The 21,446-nt window shown below is 30.5% G+C and carries 25 protein-coding genes and 1 riboswitch; of the genes, 4 read left to right on the top strand and 21 right to left on the bottom strand.

The window, feature by feature from the left end:
- Window positions 1-30 precede the first annotated feature (30 nt).
- The 7 genes from acpS to Q4528_RS11110 all read right to left on the bottom strand — a co-directional run bounded on the left by acpS (window position 31) and on the right by Q4528_RS11110 (window position 7,408).
- The gene (gene acpS, locus Q4528_RS11140; protein WP_046466914.1) at window positions 31-408 is read right to left on the bottom strand and encodes a holo-ACP synthase; all 378 of its coding nucleotides are present in this window, start codon (window positions 406-408) and stop codon (window positions 31-33) included.
- A gap of 37 nt (window positions 409-445) precedes the next feature.
- Complete coding sequence (locus Q4528_RS11135; protein WP_046466913.1) at window positions 446-940, bottom strand: PH domain-containing protein; 495 nt, start codon at window positions 938-940, stop codon at window positions 446-448.
- The gene (locus tag Q4528_RS11130; protein WP_046466912.1) at window positions 927-2,459 is read right to left on the bottom strand and encodes a PH domain-containing protein; all 1,533 of its coding nucleotides are present in this window, start codon (window positions 2,457-2,459) and stop codon (window positions 927-929) included. The genes Q4528_RS11135 and Q4528_RS11130 overlap by 14 nt, the downstream gene beginning before the upstream one ends.
- The gene (locus tag Q4528_RS11125; protein ID WP_029056193.1) at window positions 2,452-2,925 is read right to left on the bottom strand and encodes a PH domain-containing protein; all 474 of its coding nucleotides are present in this window, start codon (window positions 2,923-2,925) and stop codon (window positions 2,452-2,454) included. Before Q4528_RS11125 ends, Q4528_RS11130 begins: the two co-directional genes overlap by 8 nt.
- Before the next feature lie 205 nt (window positions 2,926-3,130).
- The gene (gene cshA, locus Q4528_RS11120) at window positions 3,131-4,660 is read right to left on the bottom strand and encodes a degradosome RNA helicase CshA (protein ID WP_017636747.1); all 1,530 of its coding nucleotides are present in this window, start codon (window positions 4,658-4,660) and stop codon (window positions 3,131-3,133) included.
- Window positions 4,661-4,960: 300 nt separating this feature from the next.
- Window positions 4,961-6,322 carry a UDP-N-acetylmuramoyl-tripeptide--D-alanyl-D-alanine ligase gene (locus tag Q4528_RS11115; RefSeq protein WP_017636748.1) on the bottom strand — a complete coding sequence of 454 codons (1,362 nt, stop codon included), beginning with the start codon at window positions 6,320-6,322 and terminating at the stop codon, window positions 4,961-4,963.
- Between the two features lie 15 nt (window positions 6,323-6,337).
- The gene (locus Q4528_RS11110) at window positions 6,338-7,408 is read right to left on the bottom strand and encodes a D-alanine--D-alanine ligase (protein ID WP_046466911.1); all 1,071 of its coding nucleotides are present in this window, start codon (window positions 7,406-7,408) and stop codon (window positions 6,338-6,340) included.
- Window positions 7,409-7,779: 371 nt separating this feature from the next.
- On the opposite strand from Q4528_RS11110, the gene Q4528_RS11105 reads away from it, so the two are divergent.
- On the top strand, window positions 7,780-8,970 hold the full coding sequence (locus tag Q4528_RS11105; protein ID WP_046466910.1) for an FtsW/RodA/SpoVE family cell cycle protein: 1,191 nt from the start codon (window positions 7,780-7,782) through the stop codon (window positions 8,968-8,970).
- Window positions 8,971-9,103: 133 nt separating this feature from the next.
- Here Q4528_RS11105 and Q4528_RS11100 read toward each other — a convergent pair whose 3' ends face one another.
- The 3 genes from Q4528_RS11100 to csoR form a co-directional block, all read right to left on the bottom strand.
- The gene (locus tag Q4528_RS11100; RefSeq protein WP_017636751.1) at window positions 9,104-9,241 is read right to left on the bottom strand and encodes an Lmo0850 family protein; all 138 of its coding nucleotides are present in this window, start codon (window positions 9,239-9,241) and stop codon (window positions 9,104-9,106) included.
- A gap of 137 nt (window positions 9,242-9,378) precedes the next feature.
- Window positions 9,379-9,585 (bottom strand): putative copper chaperone CsoZ, encoded by a 207-nt coding sequence (gene csoZ / locus Q4528_RS11095; RefSeq protein WP_046466909.1) that lies wholly within the window; start codon window positions 9,583-9,585, stop codon window positions 9,379-9,381.
- Between the two features lie 10 nt (window positions 9,586-9,595).
- Window positions 9,596-9,889, bottom strand: a complete 294-nt coding sequence (csoR, locus tag Q4528_RS11090) for a copper-sensing transcriptional repressor CsoR (protein ID WP_017636753.1) — start codon at window positions 9,887-9,889, stop codon at window positions 9,596-9,598.
- A 188-nt stretch (window positions 9,890-10,077) separates the two neighbouring features.
- Between csoR and cls the strand changes: the two genes are divergently transcribed.
- Both cls and Q4528_RS11080 read left to right on the top strand, forming a co-directional pair.
- Window positions 10,078-11,562 carry a cardiolipin synthase gene (gene cls / locus Q4528_RS11085; protein WP_303521562.1) on the top strand — a complete coding sequence of 495 codons (1,485 nt, stop codon included), beginning with the start codon at window positions 10,078-10,080 and terminating at the stop codon, window positions 11,560-11,562.
- A gap of 99 nt (window positions 11,563-11,661) precedes the next feature.
- On the top strand, window positions 11,662-12,306 hold the full coding sequence (locus Q4528_RS11080; protein WP_303521560.1) for an HD domain-containing protein: 645 nt from the start codon (window positions 11,662-11,664) through the stop codon (window positions 12,304-12,306).
- Between the two features lie 38 nt (window positions 12,307-12,344).
- On the opposite strand, the gene yidC is transcribed toward Q4528_RS11080, so the two are convergent.
- From yidC to Q4528_RS11045, 7 genes are all read right to left on the bottom strand, one after another.
- Window positions 12,345-13,214: a membrane protein insertase YidC gene (gene yidC / locus Q4528_RS11075; protein ID WP_017636756.1), complete on the bottom strand. Its 870-nt coding sequence runs from the start codon at window positions 13,212-13,214 to the stop codon at window positions 12,345-12,347.
- Between the two features lie 88 nt (window positions 13,215-13,302).
- Window positions 13,303-13,944 carry a thiamine phosphate synthase gene (thiE, locus tag Q4528_RS11070; RefSeq protein ID WP_046466906.1) on the bottom strand — a complete coding sequence of 214 codons (642 nt, stop codon included), beginning with the start codon at window positions 13,942-13,944 and terminating at the stop codon, window positions 13,303-13,305.
- A complete protein-coding gene (thiM, locus tag Q4528_RS11065) occupies window positions 13,945-14,736 on the bottom strand; it encodes a hydroxyethylthiazole kinase (protein ID WP_046466905.1) in 792 nt (263 codons plus the stop codon).
- Window positions 14,729-15,550, bottom strand: a complete 822-nt coding sequence (thiD, locus tag Q4528_RS11060) for a bifunctional hydroxymethylpyrimidine kinase/phosphomethylpyrimidine kinase (protein ID WP_303521557.1) — start codon at window positions 15,548-15,550, stop codon at window positions 14,729-14,731. Before thiD ends, thiM begins: the two co-directional genes overlap by 8 nt.
- Entirely contained in the window at window positions 15,543-16,232 is a 690-nt protein-coding gene (tenA, locus tag Q4528_RS11055; protein WP_017636760.1) for a thiaminase II, read from the bottom strand. Before tenA ends, thiD begins: the two co-directional genes overlap by 8 nt.
- A 76-nt stretch (window positions 16,233-16,308) precedes the next feature.
- A riboswitch (TPP riboswitch) is annotated at window positions 16,309-16,408 on the bottom strand.
- Between the two features lie 182 nt (window positions 16,409-16,590).
- The gene (locus Q4528_RS11050) at window positions 16,591-17,328 is read right to left on the bottom strand and encodes a transglycosylase family protein (RefSeq protein ID WP_046466903.1); all 738 of its coding nucleotides are present in this window, start codon (window positions 17,326-17,328) and stop codon (window positions 16,591-16,593) included.
- Between the two features lie 406 nt (window positions 17,329-17,734).
- Entirely contained in the window at window positions 17,735-18,118 is a 384-nt protein-coding gene (locus Q4528_RS11045; protein ID WP_017636762.1) for a single-stranded DNA-binding protein, read from the bottom strand.
- Window positions 18,119-18,303: 185 nt separating this feature from the next.
- Here Q4528_RS11045 and Q4528_RS11040 point away from each other — a divergent pair, with 185 nt between their 5' ends.
- Window positions 18,304-18,744, top strand: coding sequence for a YwpF-like family protein (locus Q4528_RS11040; protein WP_017636763.1), 441 nt, complete (start codon window positions 18,304-18,306; stop codon window positions 18,742-18,744).
- Between the two features lie 58 nt (window positions 18,745-18,802).
- Here Q4528_RS11040 and fabZ read toward each other — a convergent pair whose 3' ends face one another.
- From fabZ to Q4528_RS11020, 4 genes are all read right to left on the bottom strand, one after another.
- Window positions 18,803-19,243 (bottom strand): 3-hydroxyacyl-ACP dehydratase FabZ, encoded by a 441-nt coding sequence (fabZ, locus tag Q4528_RS11035; protein ID WP_002451649.1) that lies wholly within the window; start codon window positions 19,241-19,243, stop codon window positions 18,803-18,805.
- Between the two features lie 35 nt (window positions 19,244-19,278).
- Entirely contained in the window at window positions 19,279-20,544 is a 1,266-nt protein-coding gene (gene murA, locus Q4528_RS11030; protein WP_017636764.1) for a UDP-N-acetylglucosamine 1-carboxyvinyltransferase, read from the bottom strand.
- Between the two features lie 111 nt (window positions 20,545-20,655).
- Window positions 20,656-20,889, bottom strand: a complete 234-nt coding sequence (locus Q4528_RS11025) for a DUF1146 family protein (RefSeq protein WP_017636765.1) — start codon at window positions 20,887-20,889, stop codon at window positions 20,656-20,658.
- 150 nt (window positions 20,890-21,039) lie between these two features.
- Complete coding sequence (locus Q4528_RS11020; protein ID WP_017636766.1) at window positions 21,040-21,441, bottom strand: F0F1 ATP synthase subunit epsilon; 402 nt, start codon at window positions 21,439-21,441, stop codon at window positions 21,040-21,042.
- Window positions 21,442-21,446 lie beyond the last annotated feature (5 nt).

The following is a 21,446-nucleotide window of genomic DNA, read 5'->3' as shown; positions in this document are numbered from 1 at the left end:
AAAGCCTAACAACTCATTTCAAAACTTCACCTATTTGAATTGTTTATTATCATCTAATTGTTCTAATAACACTTGGCTCATTGCATAATTATCAGTGTGAGTAATACTGACATGAACTCGAAAACCCTTGTAATCAATACACGGTTTACCTAAGTTATTGTTATAACAATTGATATCATTAAAAGCTATTGTTTTCCCTAAACCAGTTCCTAGCGCTTTACTAAACGCTTCTTTAGTTGAAAATCTTCCAGCTAAATATTCTATTTTACGTTTTTCCTGTGTGAATTGATTAAACGTCATTAATTCATCTTCTGAAAGAATTCTTTCCACAAATTTCATCTTTTGTTTATTATATACTTTTCTAATTCTTTCTATCTCTATTAAATCTACACCTATTCCATATATCATTTTTCCGCCTCATTATTTTAGATGCTACATTACTTTTTTATTTTACATCATATTGATTATTATTTTGATTATTTCGTCTTTCTTTAATTAATCGTTTTATTTGCTGAGCATTCTTAATATTTATTAAAGACATTTCAGAATTGCCACCAGCTGTTGATAAAGTAATTGTTGCAAGGTTATATTTCCTCATTATTAAACCTTCATTAACATCAATATTCTGAATTCTAAAGAAAGGAATGATATTCGTATTTATGAAAAATATACCTGTTCTAACATGGATTTCATTTTCATCAATTTTATATCTAAAGTTTTTATATCTAAATATAGGAATGATTATCAATGCTAAAATACAACATATAATAAACAATACAATTTCTCCAATTATTAGTGACCAAGAGTCTGATATATGAAAGAATTTCCAGTTTAAAACTAAAGTAATAATGAGAATAACAAAGAGTATACTTAACCATATTAGATTAGCCATTATCATCACTTTTTTAGCTTTATCATCCATATAATTATAATTCGACATGTTGGTCACCTCCTACATACCAAGATTTTAGATATTTAATTGTTTTTTCATCCTTAAATTTTAACCCTATTGATTGATGACTGGCTCCTTTTGCAATTAAAAATGCAAAATTGCCAAGTTGATTTCTAATTAAAAGTGGATGTGCATCAATTTCCATACCAATGATTTTGTCATATTTTACATAATATCTTTTGATACTGAATAAATTTGATTTTTGAATTGTTAATTCATCATTTTTAAGCTTTAAGCCTGATAATTTAATATAAATTAAAGCTTGTATAATTAAAGCTATAATGATAATACCTATAAAGAAAAATGACCATGCAGACCAAAAGTAACTGCCTATTATCCCAATGATAACTAATATGATAGATGGAATTAAGAAATGTCTATGAAATCCTTTCCATGGCATACCTAAATTTGCAGTTTTAAACGCCATTTCAGGTATTAAATCATGAATAATCTCATAAGCCATTTTGCGCTTTATAAAAGGAATGATCATTATTTCACCATCACTACTAGTGTCGTCTTCAAGTTTTTCATCAATATCACTAGTTATTAATACGTGTATAGCTGTAAAACCGAATAATTTTCTAATATAAGATTGACGTTCAATAACAGCTTGTATGCGATTTGTAGGTACAGTTATATTCTTTTTTGTTAATAATCCATATTGAATTTTTAATTGATGTCCTTCTTGTGTCATGGTGTAACCATAATATCTAATTAAATTGATTAATGCCCCCACTATGTAACTTAATATCAAAATCAATCCTACTACTATGCTTATTACAATCGCTATAGCATTAGCAAAACTGAATAATTCATTTGTAATTCTATTCCATGGAATAAGATTAGAAAAACTACCTACAATTGGTGAAATAGTCGCTAATGCAACTCCTATAGCTCCGCTTGATAAAGACATTAATATTAAATTTTTAAATGATAATTTAAACACGCGTTTTCGTTGACCTAGCATATCATTTTCAAAATTCCCTTGAATGTTATCGACGCTTGAATCCACATTTAAATAAGAATCAAGATTAACATCCTTTTCATCATTATTACTTAATTGATTTTGTATGTCTTTAATTGTGTTTTCTATTTCAATACTTTGTGTTTTTGAGATGGTTGAAAGTTCTAAACCATCACTAGGTGTTTTTATCTGTAACTGCACACCACCAACAATCTGATTAATTATATCTTGAGAAGTGTCTACAGATTGAATACGACTTATATCTAATTCTTTACGTTCTTTATTAAATATTCCTGTAGTCAATATGAAATGATTGTTCTCTATCCAATACCGAGTATTATATACTTTTAAAATTTGACCAATAAACGATATTAAGAAAAAGATAGTTAATAATGCAGGAACAATATATTCACGTAAATTAGTAAAATCAAAATCTTTAAAATTAAAAACTAAAAAGATAATGATAACTATAAAATTTTGTTTGAAAGCTTCTATCAATCCGGAAACATATGATATCGGATGCAATTTTTGCGGACTATACATCATATTCTGCTCCTCTCAATTGACTAAATATCTGTTCTTGTATAAATTCTGCTTCTTCTTCGGATACAAATGGAAGTTCAAAACTATGACCAGCAGAAACAAATGTTATTTCATTAATTTTAAACTTTCTCGCTAAAGGATTAGTATTTATTTGTAAAAATTGTAGTCTTTCAATTTTAGAAATATCTTGATGTTTAAAGAAAAAAGTTGACTTAACTTCTATGACATTATTTTGAATTCTATAAAATAAATAATTGTATTTAAGTAAAGGACTTGAAATCAATCTAATTAAACTTACGATCCATAACACTATGTATATGTATATAATAAAGTGCCACCAATTAAATTGATACCAAAGATAAAAAAGAATAGCATAGATAATTATTTCAATAATAAAACTGAGTCCCGCTGTTAAGAAGTAGTATGTTAAAGCATTTTTTGGACTTTTATGAAATGTACTATTCATTAATTTAGCTCCTTTATAATTTTTAACCACATTATAGCATAGTCAATTTTTCTTCTAAATGTCGCTTCATTTTTATTAACGTTCATCACTTAAAAATTACTTTTATTTTCTATTCGCCAAGACAAAAGTAAGAAGCACACAATTAATTTAAATTAATTGTGTGCTTCTTTAGAAAACAAATTATATATTGAGTATTGATAAATTTTTATTTTTGATGGTCAGCGAATGTGCGACCTTTCATTGTTTTGTTTGAGTTTTGAGATGATTTATCTTTACGATCAAACTTTTTATTATTATTTTTCTTTGAAGAGAAACCTTTTGATGAACGTCTGTTTTTATTATCGAATTTACCGCCACCACGTTTATTATTGCCTCTTCTAGAATTATTATTTCCTTTAGAGTTACGTCCTTTACGTGATAATGGTTTTTCGAATGTTAATTGAACTTCTACTTCATCGTTTGCTTCAACTAATTCTTGTAATAATGATGCAACTAGTTCAACATCGTTATACTCTTCAAGTAATTCACTTGAAATTCGTTGTAAACGTGGTTCGTTTTCTTTAGACATCCAGTTTTGGACTTTTTCTTTGATGTCATCTTCACGTGCTTTTAAGACTTCTTTACGGTGAGGTGGTCTTAAAGCATTCATTCTTCTATTGTTAGCATCTTCGATTTGACGAATATAATCCATTTCAATTGGATTTACAAAAGTAACAGCGATACCTTCTTTTCCGGCACGACCTGTACGACCGATTCTATGAGTATAGCTTTCAGTATCTTGTGGAATATCGAAGTTATAAACGTGACTTACGCCTGAAATATCTAATCCTCTCGCTGCTACGTCTGTTGCAACTAAGATGTCGATTTGATCATTTTTGAATTTTTTCAATACTTCTAAACGTTTAGCTTGAGTAATATCACCATGTAAACCTTCAGCTTTATATCCTTTAGATAATAATGCACTTGTTAATTCATCAACACGGCGTTTTGTACGTCCAAATACAATTGCCAATTCTGGTTGATGTACATCTAGGAAGTTTGTGAAAGTATCGAATTTTTCTAATTCTTTAACAATTGTATAATATTCGTCGATTTGAGGATCTGACATTTCATTATTCATTGTTTTAATAATTTTAGGTGTTTTCATAAATTGTTGTACTAAAGTTTGGATAGCTTTAGGCATTGTTGCTGAGAATAGCATCGTTTGACGTTGCTCAGCTGGAATTTTATCCATAATAAATCTCATATCGTCGATGAATCCCATGTTCATCATTTCATCAGCTTCATCCAAAATAAGTGTATGAATATCATTAGTTTTTAATGTACGTCTATTTAAATGGTCAATAACACGTCCTGGAGTACCAACAACAATTTGTGGACCTTTTTTTAGTGCTTTAATTTGACGTTCGATTGGCATACCACCAAATACTGTAACGACTTGTACATTTTGACCTTTACTAAATACTTTTAATTGCTCTGCAACTTGCATCGCTAATTCTCTAGTAGGCGCTAGAATTAATGATTGAACACCTTGTTCTCCAACTACCTTTTCAATTAAAGGTATTCCAAACGCACCCGTTTTACCAGTACCTGTTTGGGCTTGTCCAAGGATGTCGTATCCTTCTAACGCATAAGGGATACTATCTTTTTGGATAGGAGTTGGCTCTTTAAACCCCATTGATTCAAGCGTTTGAACCGTTTTATCCGAAATCCCTAGTTCTTTAAAATTTTGCAAAATAATTCTCCTTTTACCTGTTTATTTCTCAATATACTTATTTGCATATATGTTCATTTATGTTTTATCAACTTCTTAATAGTACCACCTAACATTTATTATAGCAATAAAGCAGTTGGTATATAGTGGTGAATAATGACTCTTAATTATGAAACATTTCCTTTTAAAATGGTGACGTGCATATATTGAAAGCGTTCCATAAATATATTTTATTTTTTAAATAAAAATAGTAAGACTACTATGTTATTCCCATTTAACTTAGAAATTAACATATGTCTTACTATTGGAATGTAATACTTTTTATTTAATTAGTGCATCGACTACATCTTCTAATTTCATGCCTCTTGAGCCTTTAATTAAAACTTTATCATTTGGTTGAACGATATCAGTAATATGAGAAATAAGTTTATTTTTATCTTCATAATGATAAGCCTCGCCCACAAATTGTTTGCCTGCACTATGAATAAATGCCGCTTCTTTACCAAACGTAAATAATTGGTTGACATCTTTATCGTGTAAATAATTTCCAACTTCTTCGTGCATTTGTTTACTATTGTCTCCTAATTCTAGAACATCACCTAGTACTAACAATTTGCGGCCTTCCATATTACTTAATGTATCTATTGCTGCTTTCATACTAGTCGGGCTAGCATTATAAGCATCATTGATAACAGTTATATGGTTCTCAGTTTCATGTCGTTCCATTCTCATACCAGTTAACTTAACGTTTTTTATATTGTTTTGAATGACGTTATAGGATAAACCTAACTCATGTCCTACAGCAATTGCTATAGCTGCATTTTTCATATTATGAATACCTAAAATGGGTAATTCATAATGTTGTTCTTGATTTATTGTAAAAGCAATACCTTCAGTTGAAACGTTATCATCAACTTGACACACTAATGTATTATCTTGTTCTAAACCAATACTTATACATTTAGCTTGTTTAATTTTATCAACATGAGGTTTTAAAAGCGGTTCATCGCCATCATATATAAATGTGCCTTGTGCTTTAAGACCAATAGTAATTTCTGATTTAGCTTGAGCAATACCTTCACGAGAACCTAAATCTTGCATATGTGATTCCCCAATATTAGTAATTACTGCGATATCCGGTTCTGCAATTGAAGACAATAATTCTATTTCATGGAAACCTGACATGCCCATTTCTAAGATTGAAATTTCAGTATCTATATCTAAATCTAAAATGGTTAAAGGCATTCCAATTTCATTATTATAGTTTCCTTGTGTCTTTTTCACTTTATATTCTGTATTTAAAACACTCTCTATCATGTCTTTAGTTGTCGTTTTACCATTTGAACCAGTAACTGCAATTACTTTTGGATTTACATGTTTTAAATAAGCTTTAGCCAAATCTTGTAATGCATTTAATGTATCTTCAACCCAAATAATTGGGCCATTTACTTGTTCAGGCGGTGTAACATCTTTTTGATAAAATGATGCACCTGCACCATCATTAAGTGCTTGTTCAACGAAACGATGACCGTCTACATTTTCGCCTTTAAAAGGTATAAAGAGCATACCTTCTTTTATCGCTCTGGAATCTATAGTGACACCATGAATGGAATGATCAAGATATTGTTCATCTATATCACAATCAATCCATTCTTTAATTTGTTTTAACGTTACGTTTATCATCTAAAGCAACTCCGTTTAATCGATTTTATATTTATTTTTCTTTTTATCTTCGTGTCGTTCTTTAGCTAAGCTTATTAATTTAGAAATTAAATCAGCATAAGATAATCCCATATTCTCCCATAAACTTGGATACATACTAAATGAAGTAAAGCCTGGCATAGCGTTTGTTTCGTTAATATAAATTTGATTGTCTTTTGTAACAAAGAAATCCGCACGTACTAACCCTGAACAATCAGTTGCTTTAAAAGCTTCTAAAGCCATATTTCTTAATGTCATTTGAACATCTTGATCTAAGTCAGCAGGGATTTGTAATTGAATTTTACCGTCTTTGTATTTTGATTTGTAATCATAGAATGCAACATCTTTAACTACTTCACCAGGCCAAGTAGTTTCTGGATAGTCATTACCTAAAACAGCTACTTCAATTTCTCTTGCGTCTATTCCTTGTTCAATAACTAACTTACGGTCGAATTGGAAAGCTTCTTCAATACCTGATTTTAATTCTTCTTCATTATTACATTTGCTTATACCAACACTTGATCCTAAGTTTGCAGGCTTAACAAATACTGGGTAAGTTAATTTGTCATTAACTAATTTAAGAATATTATTTTCATATTTTTCGTATTCACTTCTTAAGAAACTTATATATGGTAATTGAGGTAAACCTCTATGTTCAAATAATTGTTTCATTACTAATTTATCCATTGAACTTGAAGCTGCTAATACCCCATTACCTACATATGGAATATCCAGTACTTCAAATAAACCTTGGATTGTACCATCTTCACCATTAGGTCCATGTAATAATGGGAATACAGCATCGTATGATTTGCCTAAACTACCATTGCTTAACAATTGTGAAATTTCTCCTGTTGGAATGTCATTAATACGTAATTCATCAGTTGATTCAATATGACGAGTAATATTATCTTGTTTTTTCCATTCGCCATCATTTGTTATATAAATAATATCTACTTGATATTCATTTTTATCTATTGCATTTAATACATTTTGGGCAGTTAAAATAGAAACATCGTGTTCTGCACTTTTTCCTCCGTAAACGATACAAATATTCTCTTTTGTCATTTCGTTTTCCTCCAATAAACGCTCATCTTTAGCGTTATATCATTTTAAAATTTTTACTATTTAATTATATGTATTTAGTCTATACATGCACTTCTCTGAAACTTAATATTATCATATTTGCTATGACTTTTGCATTTTATAATATAATAATGTAACGAGTATCTCTGACGAATTAAATAACCTTTCTAAACCTTGAACTAAACTTCACATTAACTTTTCAAAAATAAGGAATCGTTTTCAAACTTGATATTCTAGCAAATTTCAAAAAAGTCATGTAAAATCGTTATATAAATATGGATAAAATATTGATGCCTACATCTTAGATGAGACAAAAATAATTATCTTATAACGTGTTATAAAAGGAGTAAAATATGAAATATTCATCCCGTCAAGAGCCTAACAAACATTGGCTACTTAAAGTAGACTGGATATTAGTAGCAATTATTACATTGTTAGCAATATTTAGTGTTGTATTAATTAGTTCTGCCATGGGCGGCGGACAGTATAGTGCTAACTTTAGTATCAGACAAATCATGTACTATATTTTAGGTACTATAATGGCTATTATCATTATGTTCATTTCACCTAAAAAAATAAGAAATTATACATATTTGCTTTACACTATTTTCTGTATTTTACTGGTAGGTCTATTAATATTACCCGAAACAGCTATAACACCTGTGATTAATGGTGCTAAAAGTTGGTATAGTTTAGGACCTATAAGTATCCAACCATCAGAATTCATGAAAATTATTCTTATATTAGCATTATCAAAAGTAGTAGCACGTCATAACCAATTTACGTTTAACAAGTCATTTCAATCTGATTTAATGTTATTTTTCAAAATCATAGGTGTATCGATTATTCCTATGGCATTGATTTTATTACAAAATGACTTAGGTACAACTTTAGTTATTTGTGCAATTATTGCAGGCATCATGTTAGTCAGTGGAATCACTTGGAGATTGCTAGCGCCTATCTTTATTTCAGCAATAGTTATTGGTGCTTCTATAATTCTTGCTATTATATTTAAACCTTCTTTAATAGAAAATTTATTAGGTATAAAGATGTATCAAATGGGACGTATTAATTCATGGTTAGATCCCTATTCATATAGTAGTGGAGATGGTTATCATTTAACTGAATCGTTAAAAGCTATTGGTTCAGGTCAATTATTTGGTAAAGGTTATAATCATGGTGAAGTCTATATTCCTGAAAACCATACCGATTTTATTTTTTCAGTAATTGGAGAAGAAATGGGCTTTATTGGTTCAGTTGTACTTATATTATTATTCTTAGTGTTAATTTTTCATTTAATTAGATTAGCTAGCCGAATTAATGACCAATATAACAAAGTATTTATTATTGGATATGTATCTTTAATCGTATTCCATATATTACAAAATATTGGTATGACGGTTCAATTACTTCCAATAACTGGTATTCCATTACCATTTATAAGTTATGGTGGTAGCTCACTTTGGAGTTTAATGACAGGTATTGGTGTTATTTTAGCTATCTATTACCATGAACCTAAAAAATACCAATCTATTGAAAAGTAACAGAATACACAAAAAATAGAGTCAAATCCTATAAACAAGGACTGACTCTATTTTTAAATAAAAAAGACGCCATTTTTCAATGACGACTTCATCTCACAATTAAAATGCGCTTACTGACCTAAATCCAATTCACTTATTTACATTCGTGACTGATTTGTTTTGTTGCAGGCAATGTATTAATAATGTCTAAACGAGATTTAGTTTTTTTAATATTTACACCTAACGATGATAATAAATTAACCACATTTTGAATTTTCTCTGAATTCTTCACTAATAACACCTCGTTTGGTTGACTTCATATACATCATACCCCAAACAACGTCACTTTACTACATGATTTTAAAAATTTATTATAATCTTTTACTTTTATAACTTAAACTTAGTCATATTAATATATAATACTAATGATTAATAAAGCACTTTAAATCCAGAATCATAAATTTCTTTTTCTATACTATTTAAATTAGCAGGTGTCTCAAATTCAACTGAAATGTGACCATTGCTAAGATCTACATTTGCATCATATACACCTATCATTTCCTTTAATATTGTTTCCATTTTGTTAGCTTGTTCAGTCGTTTCGATTCCTGAAGTATAAACAATTTTTTGTTGCACTTTATTTCCCTCAATCTTTCATTAATTTTTGAAAAGTTACAAGTAACTCTTCCATGGCTTCTTCTTGATGACCATTATTGACTTTTTCAGTTATACAACTTTTCATATGTTGTTCTAATAATTTAGTAGCTACACTATTTAAAGCTGAACGTGTTGCTCTAATTTGTGTTAAAACATCATCACAATAAACATCTTCTTCTATCATTCGGTTGATAGCACGAACTTGTCCTTCAATTCTATTTAATCTTGATTTCAAATTTGTTTTAATTTGTTCTGAGTGATGTGCATGATCTTGTTCTGTCACTTTCGTCACCTCTTAAATGATTTCCATTTTATCCTACTTCTCTATAACAAATTAGTCAATTGTAGCCCTTTCCAATCTCTCAACAGTATAATGATAAATATATGACTTCATGGTACAATTATATAGTTAAAAACTTTTTTAAAAGATTTTATTTTTACTAAAAATATAAAACAATAAGGAGGCATTTTATGTTCGAAATATTCACTATGACACTTGCTCAATCTAACCTCATTATTAATATTGTTTTGATTGGTGCATTTGTATTAAATTTGGCCTTCGCTTTTACAATTATATTTATGGAAAGACGCACTGCTAATTCAATATGGGCTTGGTTATTAGTTCTAGTATTTTTGCCTCTATTAGGTTTCATATTATATCTATTGTTTGGACGTCAAATTCAAAGAGACCATATTTTCACATTAGATAAAGAAGATAAAGTCGGACTTGAAATGATTGTGGATGAACAACTTGAAGCGATTAAAGATAAAGATTTTTCAAAAGGAAATCACCAAATCGTTAAATTTAAAGAAATGGTTCAAATGTTGTTATACAATAATGCCGCATTCTTAACGACAGATAATGAAGTTGAAATTTATACAGATGGTAATCAAAAATTTGATGATCTACTAGAAGATATTAAAAATTCTAAAGACTATATACATATACAATACTATATTTTTCACAGTGATAAATTAGGTAAAACGATTTTAAAAGCATTAGAAGATAAAGTTGAATCTGGCATTGAAGTTAAAATGCTGTATGACGATATGGGGTCAAGAGATTTAAGAAAGAAAGATTTAAAGTCTTTCAGAGAAAAAGGTGGCCATGTAGAAGCATTTTTCCCTTCTAAACTTCCCTTAATCAACTTGCGTATGAATAATCGTAATCACCGTAAAATAGTTGTTATAGATGGCAAAATAGGTTATGTAGGCGGATTTAATGTTGGTGATGAATATTTAGGTAAATCCAAAAAATTTGGTTATTGGAGAGATACTCATCTCCGTGTCGAAGGTGACGCAGTTAATGCACTACAATTAAGATTTATACTTGATTGGAATTCACAATCTACACGTGACAATATTACATATGAAGAACGCTACTTCCCCGATGTTGATTCAGGCGGAACTATCGGTATACAAATTGCCTCTAGTGGACCTGATGAGGACTGGGAACAAATTAAATATGGCTATCTCAAAATGATTTCTTCAGCCAAAAAATCTATATATATACAATCACCGTATTTTATACCTGATCAAGCATTTTTAGATTCTATAAAAATTGCTGCCTTAGGTGGCGTAGAAGTAAATATTATGATACCTAATATGCCAGATCATCCCTTTGTTTATTGGGCAACTTTAAAAAATGTAGCATCTTTACTCGAAGCTGGTGTTAACGTTTATCAGTATAATAATGGATTTTTACATTCAAAAACATTAATTATTGACGATGAAGTTGCAAGTGTTGGTACTGCAAATATGGATCATAGAAGTTTCACACTTAATTTCGAGGTAAATGCCTTTATATATGATGAAGGTATAGCTAGATCACTAAAACAAGCTTTTATTGAAGATTTAAAGGTATCAGATCAATTAACAAAAGAAATTTATGAACAACGTAGTTTATGGATTAAGTTTAAAGAAGGTATTTCTCAATTATTGTCTCCAATTTTATAGGAGACATTTAGCCCTAAAGATAAATCATAATCAAAGTTAACCTGAGACGTAAAAATGTGAATGTCTCAGGTTTCATTATGAAAAGGAAAGGATGTCTGTATGAAAAATGAAGAACGTATCAGTCTAGCTAGCCAGTATATGGAATCATTTCATAAAACTGACTATAGCGGTCATGACATTGCACATGTTTATAGAGTACATTCAATGGCAAAACATATTGCTTACAATGAAGCTATCAGCAACACTTTAATAATCGAATTAGCCAGTCTTTTACATGATACTATTGATGCAAAATTAGTAGATACAACGTCGGCTAAACAACATTTAAATCAATTTTTAGATAAACTTGAAATAACTCATTCAGATCAATCTCATATTCTTCATATCATTGAAAATATGAGTTATAAAAATGGTGCTAACAATCATGTTGAATTAACAGTAGAAGGACAAGTTGTTAGAGATGCTGATCGTTTAGATGCTATTGGTGCCATAGGTATAGCTAGAACTTTTCAATTTGCAGGCCACTTTAAAGAACCAATGTGGACTGAATCTAAATTACCCAAAAATTTTAATGATGATACTTTATCCACTTTATCACCTTCAGCAATTAAACATTTTTACGAAAAATTATTTAAATTAAAAGATTTAATGCACACGAATACTGCTAAACAAATCGCTATTCAACGTCATGATTTTATGGAACATTTTGTTTCACAATTCTTATCCGAGTGGCATCAATTATAGAAAAAAGCGACAAATCATTGATTTGTCGCTTTTTATTATTATTTTTTATTTTTTTTGGATACTACTTGAGTATTTTTACCTTTTTTATTTGATGACTTACCGTCTTGATCAAATTTTTGTAGTAAAGGTTCAACTTCTTTTTTAGCAAGTTTAGAATAGTACATATTAGCAAAGTGTGTTTGCACAACTAAGAATGCCGCACTGACTGACCAATATAAACCTAATGCTGAAGCAGAACTTAATGAAATCCAAATAATCATAATTGGTGACACAATCATCATCATGTATCCCATTTGACGTTGTTCTTGAGGCATTGTTTTACTTGATACATAGGCTTGGATAAAGTATAAAACACCTGCAATAATAGTAATCCAAATATCCGGTTTAGTTAAATTAAACCATAAGAAATGTGGATGTACTGATAAACCACTAACTAATTTATCTTTTAGAACAAAGTATAATCCCATGATAATCGGCATTTGAATGAGCATTGGTAAACAACCAAGCATACTCTTCATTGGATTCATATCATATTTTTTATAAACTTCCATTAATTCTTGGTTAGCAGCCATTTTCTCTTCTTGAGTACGAGCACGCTTAACTTTTTCCTGAATACCATCTACTTCAGGTTTTGCAACTTTCATTTTTTCACGCATCATATGACTATTTTTATAGTTTGATAACATGAATGGTAGTAACACTAAACGTATAACTATTACTAAAATGATAATAGCTAAACCATAATCATTGTTTAAAACATCGTTACCTAACCACTGTAATAAGTGTTTCATAGGTTCAACGAACGTATTATAGAAAAATCCACTACGAGCTCCAGGTTTAGAATAGTCACAGCCTGCTAAAAAGACCATTAAACCTAAAAACAAAGGTAGCAACGCTTTTTTCTTCATTTTTCCACCTCTATTGTAATATTCACATAGGTTTTATTCTATCATACTCATACCATGGTATAAAACAAAAAGTGGAAAAAATTAATGATTAATTGAAATATTTCTTAAATTCATTAACAGTGTTGTCAATATTCTGGCTTCTACTTATAGCTGAAATAATTGATATACCGTCTGCATTAGCATCTGCAATAGACTTAACATTTTCCTCAGTAATGCCACCAATTGCAACCATTGGAAATGCACCAATTCTTCGTCTTAACTGTTTAATCATCTCTGGACCAACTGGTTCACTTGCATCACTTTTTGAAGGTGTATTAAACATAGGACCTACACCTATGTAATCAACATTTGTTAAATCAGACGTTTCATATTCACTTATATTACCAACACTAAGTCCGATAATTTTGTCTTGAAAGTCATTGGCAAAAGCTTTCACGTCTTCATCATCCTGACCTACATGTATACCATCAGCATTAATTTTTTTTGCTAGTGATACATCATCATTAACAATAAAAGGTACATGATAAGATTGACATAATGATTGTAATTCTTTTGCTAATTTCTCTTTTTCATTATCTTTCAAAGCATTCTCGCCCTTTTCTCGAAACTGAAACATAGTTATTCCAGCCTCAAGTGCTTGGGTTAAAACTGTTTTTATTGATTTTTGTTCAGGTATATCTTGAGTTCCACAGATAAAATATATTTTTAATTGTGACGCTTTAAATTCCACCTAATCAACCTCTTCTTTTTTAACATATTTTTCATAAGTCTTATAATCGAGTAAATACATTTGATCTAATAATTCAGGTAAAAATGAACCCGGACCTTTTACTTTATCTTCACTTGCAGCAATTTCACCTGCTATATTATAAAAGCTTACTGCTTCGACAAGCGTTTCATGTTTAGGTTTAGTATTTCTGAATAAGAAACTCGCAATGATACCACCTAATAAACAACCTGCACCTGTAATTTTAGCTGACATAGATGAGCCATTTGAAAGTTTTGTCATTTTATTATCTTGCATCACAATATCATGTTCACCTGTAATTACTATAGCAGTTTGATATTTTTTATATGCATCATTTGCAATGTCTAATACATTTAATTCACTGTCTCCATCTGTACCTTTCATTGTTGTATTTGAATCGACTAGTGTTAAAATTTCAGAAGCATTTCCTTTGATTACAGATACATCCACTTCGTCTAAAAAGCGTTTACAAAAATCTTTTCTATACTGTGATGCTCCAACTGCGACTGGATCAAAAACAATAGGAGTTTCTAATTCGTTAGCAATTTTACCAATTTTTATTAAATCATCTTCATTATTATGTGTAAGTGTCCCAATGTTTATAAGCAAACCGCCCGCAACTTTATAGAAATCTCTCGCTTCTTCAGGCGCTTCACTCATTGCTGGACTTGCACCTATGCTTAATAAACCATTAGCAGTAAAATTTTTTACAACATCATTGGTATAACAGACGATTAGTGGATTTTCATTTCTAAGTTTTTCTAAATTATTCATCATCTAACCCTTCTTTCTTAAGATATGCGAAGTGATTAACAGGGCCACGACCTTTACCTATTTCTGGTGTATATTTGATACTTAATGAAATGAATTTTTTAGCTTTTTCTACCGCTTCATATATAGAACGACCTTTGGCTAATTCTGCTGTTATTACTGCTGAAAATGTACAACCAGTACCATGTGTATGTTTAGTTTCAAAACGTTCATCTTCAAATGTATAAACACCATCTTGCGTAAACAGAAAATCTTTAGCATTATTTAAATCTGCAGAATGCCCGCCTTTAATAACTACGCCCTTACTTCCAATTTCATTAATGAATATATTACCTGCTTTACGTATATTTTCTTCTGTATCAATCTTGATACCAGTTATTTCTTCAGCTTCTGGTATATTTGGAGTAACGACATCTGCTAATGGCAATAAAGTATCTTGAAGTTTTTGTTTAGTTTCATCATCCATAAGAGAGTCTCCACTTTTAGCAAGCATAACTGGATCAATAACATATGGAATTTCGGGATATTGTTGTAAGTAACTTTGTACTAAATGCATTGTATCTTTAGTTGCAATCATTCCTGTTTTAATTGCATGAGGTAATTCATCATTAAATATACTTTCTAATTGTTCTTTTACCCATGATGTCTCAAGATTATGAATATGCTGAACCCCTAATGTATTTTGAGCGACAATACTAGTTATTGACGCCATGCCATACACACCACAAGAATGGAATGACTTAAGATCTGCCATAACACCTGCTCCACCTGTTGGGTCTGTACCAGCAATTGTTAAAGCTATTTTAGGCTTATTCATATTTATCACCTCGATAATTCCATTTTTCATCTATATAAGCCATATTGAAAAAGTTTCTCTCATGTAGTGTACTTTGCAAGAAGTTCTCTTTAATTTCATTTTTTTCATTTTCAGTACATTGTTGAGTTAAACGATCCATCAAGTCATCAAAGACACGGACTAATTCATCCATTTCTGTACTATAAAATTCAAACCAATCAACTGTTTTTTCATCACGATTTAAATTTTGATCTTGCATTGCTCTTTTAGCAATAACGGCATAAACATAAGGGCATGGCGCCATTGCAGCAATCGTATAAGCAGCGTTTTCATGTGCATAAGCATTATAATACATATGTTTGATGTAGTGATCTCCACTTGGTGGCCATACTTTTTCTTTAACAATTTCATCATATGGTTCATTTATGAAAGCAGCTAAAGATTCATGAGCGGCCACTTCACCTTCTAACATAAATTCTATTTGATCAACTAAAAATTTCACATCTTCTAATTCTGACATTTTAGGTATCAATAATGCATATAAATTAGCAAATTCCTTTAAATACGAAGCATCTGCACGTAAATACTGTCGAACGGCTTGTTTCGATAATTCACCATGCAATAAATCTTGAATAAAACCATCGTTGTAAATATCTTCAATAATTGGTTCTGCAGCTACCCTTAATTCTTTAGAAAAACTCATCACAAATTGCCTCCTTGAAATAAAAAACTACTTCCCAAATAGGAAAGTAGTTAATATCAAGGTTAATATGCGCCTTTAATAATAAATACTACTTTCCTACGTTGGTGCTAACCAAATCAGGTTGTAAGGGTCTGAATAAAATTCATCTCAGCCATAAGGCTCCCCTAGTAGTTTTCTTTTTAATTACTGTCATATATAACATTAGCAAAATAAATACATGAAATCAATTATCTAAAAGTTTCATTTATTAATTTAATAAAAATTCATAAACAATTGAAATTTCCACGTTTTTAAACTAAGTCATTTTTATGATAAAAAAATTCACCCTATCAAAATAGGGTGAAAGAAATATCTTATATTATGCAGTTACCCATTGGCTTGGGCCAGCTGTATCATATAATTTTTGAGCTGCAGCGTCTTGAACGTGTTCAGGAGCATTTGCTGCTGGTTGACCTTTATATTCATCTGGTGCTACTGAATCCCAAGTTGATTGTAAGAATTGGAATTTACCTGAAGCGCCAGTTGATGGGTTTGTAGCATGAATGTCGCCACCTGATTCACGTTGAGCGATTTGTTGTAAATGAGCATTTACGCCAGAACCACTTGAAGCTTCGCTTGAGCTTGAATCATTTGAGCTTGATTGATTATTTGAAGTAGTTTCTTGTTGTGGTTGTTGAGTTTGCTCAGTTTGTGGTGCTGAAACTTGTTCAGGTTGAGCTGATTTTGATTGTTGTTGATTGCTTACTTCTTGTGCAGAAGTTTCGTTAGTTGATGCTGAAGCTTGTTCACTTACATCTTGTTGTGGTTGAGCTTGAGTATTTGAAGCTTCAGTTGATTGACCAGATTGGTGATAATCCCATGAGAAGTTTGTACCATCTGATTCAAAGTGATAAGTGAAACCATTGTAATCGAATGTATAGTTATAAGCACCTTCTTGGATAGGGCTTTCGTTTAATGTTTGATCGTTTGATTGAGCTTTTTGAGCTAATTCTGCTTCATTAATATTTGCTTCGCTTGCGTGTGCGTCGTGTCCAGCATTACCTGCTACAACGCCTAATCCTACAGCTAGTGATGATGCAATAATTGTTTTTTTCATTATTAAAAAATCCTCCTAAAAGTGATTTGTTTTCTTTAACTAATTTACAAATACTACTGTAACATCCATAAATTCCTTGCAGGTTACAGCCAAATAAAAATGAAAGCTAGTTTTTTACGTGCGAATTACATTATATTTTAGTGTAATTTTAAATTTTATCCTTTATGAAAACTGCCATGACAGTTTATATAATACATGTGTCTGTGATGTGTTTGTAATACAATTGAAATCTATCAGATAATTCTGACGTGAATTGAATCAATTTTCCTGTATAAACTAATAAATAAACGACCTTTTTTAATATTAATTTAAAAAAGGTCGCTCGAGTATAATTGAAAGATGATAATTTATATTAAGATAGGATAAAGTATAAATAATTGGGAGTTATTGAATAATTAATGGATGTCTAACCTATATTAAAGAGTTCATTTGACTCTTCATCATATTCGTTAGAGAGGATATTGGATTCTTTTGCCTTAGAGGACATAAATTTAATTGTTTCTACATATAGTTCTGTTACAAAATGAGTCTGGTTATCTTTTTCATATTTTCGCGATCGCATTTGACCAGTTATTCCTACTAGTGAACCTTGATGTGTATATTTTTCAATGTTACTTGCAGTTTTGCCAAAAGCTTTACAATATAGATAATCGCATGCAATCTCATTATTTTGATCTTTATAATTTCTTTCAGTAGCTACACAAAAAGTTGCTACTTTATTACCGTCCTCCTTTTCATAAATTTGGGCATCTTTAGTAAGTCTGCCAACTATAACTATTTTGTTTAACATGTGTCACCTCCTCTTACCTATTATAATAATTATTTCTCTCATTACCGTCAAAATGCTATTTTTTCAAAATATATAGCTATTTACCCTTAATTTTTGATATATTTAAAGAAAATAATCAAAAATTGTATACTCCAATTAAAAATAAATCATTTTTTGTAAATATAAAACAAATGGGAAGTGACTTTATGAAGACATTTAAAGCTGTACGTTTTCAAATCGTAAGTGAAAACGGTGGTGTGACTGAATATGAGTTAGAAGATGGTGTCATTATTAATAAAGAAGGTAGTGGCACTGGTTGGTTACTAGAAATTGTAATTTCAAATGAACATTATCACACGTTTAAAGACTATATAGATAATGATAAATTATTAGATATTCGTGTCGTAATTACTAGACCTGCAAATGATCCTGCATTATTTGATGCCACTGTTAAAAGTGTTAAGCAATTTGATAAAACAATGTCAGTCGTATTTGAATGCCATATCTATACTTTACGTCAAGTTTATGCCGAAAGTTTATTAGAAGAACTTGTCGATGATGGATTAACTGGTGAAGAATTGAAAAAAACATTCAACCGTATGATGCAATCTAAACCTAAACTTAAAGATGAAAAATTTGAAAGATAATGACGCATATTAAAAGCCTACAGTCAGAATATCCTGATTGTAGGCTTTAGTTTATGATTTATTTTGCATCTTGTATTGCAAATGTTAGTTCACAACTACAAGCCAATTGGCCATCTACAGTTGCTTTTGCAGTTCCTTTACCAATTGGTCCTTTAATTTTAGTTATTTCTACTTCTAACATTAGTGTATCTCCTGGTGTAACCTGTCTTTTAAATCGACATTTATCAATACCTGCGAATAAAGCTATTTTACCTTTATTTTCTTCACTGTTTAACATTGCTACTGCACCAGTTTGAGCTAATGCTTCAGTAATTAATACACCAGGCATAACAGCGTAATCTGGAAAATGCCCTTGGAAGAATGGTTCATTACCTGAAACTTGTTTTAATCCAACGCAACGTTTACCTTCTTCGTATTCAACTACTCTATCTATTAATAAAAATGGTTGTCTATGAGGGATGATTTGTTTTATTTGATTATAATCGAAAATTGTTTCCATGATGTTTAAACCTCCATATTTGAATGAAAAATTAATTAATCATTAATGCGTTCGATATCTGCACCTAATGATTTTAATTTACCATGTAAGTCTACATAGCCTCTGTCTAAGTGTTTTAATTCAGTTACTTGTGTTGTTCCTTCTGCAACTAAACCAGCTAAAATTAATGCAGCAGCCGCTCTTAAGTCAGTCGCTTTAACTTGTGCACCTTGAAGATTGCTTTTACCTTCAATTTTAGCACTTCTACCTTCTACATCGATATTTGCATTCATTCTACGAAACTCAGCAACGTGCATAAATCTATTTTCAAACACTGTTTCTGTGATTACTTTGTGACCATTTGCAGTCAATAGTAAAGCCATCATTTGAGATTGCATATCTGTAGGGAATCCTGGATGTGGTAATGTTTTAACATCTACTGGGTTTAAATCTCCATCAGCAGATACTCGGATACCATCTTCTAAATATTCTAAGTTAACTCCCATTTCTTCAAGTTTATAAACTAAACTAGACATGTGTTCTTTGATTGCGTCACGTACAATGATGTCTCCACGAGTGATTGCGCCAGCGATTAATAATGTACCTGCTTCAATTCTATCTGGAATAATAGAATGTTCTACACCAGTTAAATGATCGACACCATGAATTGTAATCGTATCAGTACCTGCTCCAGTGATTTTACCGCCCATTTCATTGATATAATTAGCTAAGTCAACAATTTCTGGTTCTTTTGCAGCATTTTCTAATACTGTTTTTCCTGAAGCTAATGAAGCAGCCATGATTAGGTTTTGAGTACCGCCTACACTTGGAAAATCTAAATGTATAGAAGCACCTTTTAAACCATCTTTAGCATTTGCATAAATATTTCCATTTTCTAAATGAATTTCTGCACCTAATGCCTCGAATCCTTTAATATGTTGTTCAATTGGACGACTTCCAATTGCACATCCACCTGGTAAAGCCACTATTGCATGGCCTAAACGAGCTAATAAAGGTCCCATTACTAAGATACTTGCACGCATTTTACTCACATATTCATATGGTGCTTCTTCATTTAATGTATTAGTAGCATCAACTACTACCGCATTTTCTTCTTTTTTATACGTAACATCAGCATTTAAAGTTGATAATACGTTGTTTATAGTTTCTACATCGCTTAATGCTGGTACATTTACTAATTTACTAGTACCTTCTGAAGCTAATAATGAAGCTGTTAATACAGGTAAAACTGCATTTTTAGCACCTTCTACTTTAACTTCACCTTTTAGTTGGTTACCACCATTAATTACTATTTTATCCATCTTAAATCCTCCACTTAAATCTCCTAGTTATTTACATTTCCCTACTGTATAAAATTTATCATTCAATAATATATTATATCCGTTTTTCATTATGAAAAAACTAAAAAAGAACTATTTCATTATATATTTTAATTGAGTGGAAAACTGTAACAAATCAATTATAAAATTACTAACACTAGTACCTAATAATATAGCAAAAAATATCATGCATATTTGAATTTGTTTCGTATAACCTTTTTTAAAAAATTGATCGAGGCGAATTGCATTTAATGCCCAGTAAGCTATACATATACATATCACATGTAAAATTAAATGTATTATCGCAAATTGTCCTAGATAATCCATATTTTACTCCTTAGAATTGATTACTGTATAACATTGTACATGAAATAACATAATAATGATACTACTATTAACTGCAAAAACAGAAGATTTGTATGTATATTAAAAGGCTTGGAAATACCTTAAATGGTGAATTTCCAAGCCTTTTATAATTTATTTAAGTTCAGCCACACGTAAACGGTTATTTGCACGTTCTAACGCTCTTTTGGCTCTATTTATGTCACTATTATCATCATTATCTAAATGTGATTCTGCTCTTGCTTTCGCTAATTTAGCTCTTTCAACATCGATTTCAGTAGCAGTTTCAGCTGTTTGGACAATAATTGATAGTTGATGTTGTCTAACTTCTACAAACCCATCACTAACAGCTACATATTCATTTCCATTATGAAAATTCACTTTTACGTAGCCAGTTTTTAATGCAGAAACGGTTGGAATGTGTCCATTCATCACACCCATTTCGCCAGCTGTAGTTTGTAAAACAGCTAGTTCTACATCATCTCGTTCATAGATAGAACCATTAGGAGTGACAATTTCTAGGCTTAATGTATTCATTATCC

It is taken from the genome of Staphylococcus pasteuri (assembly GCF_030547725.1).
Lineage (GTDB): Bacteria > Bacillota > Bacilli > Staphylococcales > Staphylococcaceae > Staphylococcus > Staphylococcus pasteuri.
The sequence above is the reverse complement of the archived record's forward strand: the minus strand, read 5'-3'. Positions and strand labels throughout refer to the sequence as shown.